We start from the raw sequence: 1392 nt of genomic DNA, 5'->3' as shown, positions 1-1392 counted from the left end.
ATGCTTCTGCAGGAAATGAATATGATATTTATCTTACTAAAATAGGTGATTCTTGGAAGATTATGTCTGCAACAATAGATGTAGGTGTGGATCCAATAGATTGTTTCTTTGATGTAAATCAAGAATTTGGATATGTACAAAAAAATAAGATTGATGCTAATACAAGAAAAGATAATCTAAAAAAAATGTTAGATAAGATTGAAGAATTAAAGGTTAATATATCTTCTGAACCTCCAGTATCTTTAGAAGATGTAGATCCAAACTTAAAGGAAGAGAGTACTCCGAAACTTGGAGCTATAACTAGTAGCCAACGTCAAGCTATTTATGACTATGCATATGCCTATAGAGAAAGTAGACGTAATCCTAACTATCTTTCATTTAAAGCTGATTGTGCAAATTATGCATCTCAAGCACTGAGAAAAGCTGGTGCAAGAGCTGATAAGAGTCATTCTATAAAAATAGATGGGAAAAATAGAACTTGGTCATTAGAACCAGATTCAATACATATACAACCAACTTATGGAGATGCATGGGCTCAAGCACATTATTTAAGAGCGTTTGTTGTTAGAAATGAAAATGGTTATAGAGGTCCTGGAGGACATGCAATCGAATATGGTTCTACTCTTCAACTAGGTGATTTAACTTTTATACATAATGGGACATGGTTTCATACATATATAGTAGTTGGGCCAGGTTCTAATTTTAAAATAGCAAGTCATACTGCTGATAGATGGATGGTTCCTATTAATACAGCAGCTCCTTCAAGTCAATATGATAGATCTTATGTTCATTTAACAACTTTAAATTAGAAAATAGAACGGATTAAATTATAATTTAATCCGTTTTTATTTTCTAATTTATCAAATAATTATTATAGGAGGAAATCTAATGTCTAATGTATTGAAAAAAATAGTCTTTCTTGTTTTAGTTGTTTTTCTTGTTATAGGAATTCTATTTATTATAAATAACAAAAATTCTATTTCTAAAGAAATAGAAAATCAAATAATTGAGAATGAACTCAATGAAAATGATAAAAATTCTATAAAAAAGGTAGTAGAGATATTTGTAAAAGAGGATTATAATTTCAATGGCGGAAAAAACAATTTTTCAAATGTAGGCTCTGATGGTTTCAAAGAATACTTAAAAGCTAGAAATGATTTAAAAAAGGCTAATAATGACAATCAAGCTTATAAAGTGATCAATACAGAGTATACCTTTGATTTTAAAAATATAACAAAGAATAGTAATATTGTTAATGTTAATTTATACGTATCAGAAACTTTTTCTTATAATTTAGAGGATAAAATAGAAAATAATGCTTCTGCAGGAAATGAATATGATATTTATCTTACTAAAATAGGTGATTCTTGGAAGATTATGTCTGCAACAATA

At 28.3% G+C, this 1392-nt stretch carries 2 protein-coding genes; both read left to right on the top strand.

Translation table 11 applies throughout. The annotated features are described in order from the left end of the window. On the top strand, positions 1-809 hold an 809-nt coding region (locus tag KGF46_RS19695), incomplete at its 5' end, for an amidase domain-containing protein (protein ID WP_227841512.1). A 79-nt stretch (positions 810-888) separates the two neighbouring features. Continuing rightward, positions 889-1392: hypothetical protein (locus KGF46_RS19690; protein ID WP_227841511.1), on the top strand; the 504-nt coding region annotated here is incomplete at its 3' end.

The sequence above is a fragment of the Clostridioides sp. ZZV14-6153 genome, assembly GCF_020657855.1.
Lineage (GTDB): Bacteria > Bacillota > Clostridia > Peptostreptococcales > Peptostreptococcaceae > Clostridioides.
Note: the sequence above shows the minus strand (reverse complement) of the source record. Positions and strands in the feature narration are given on the sequence as shown.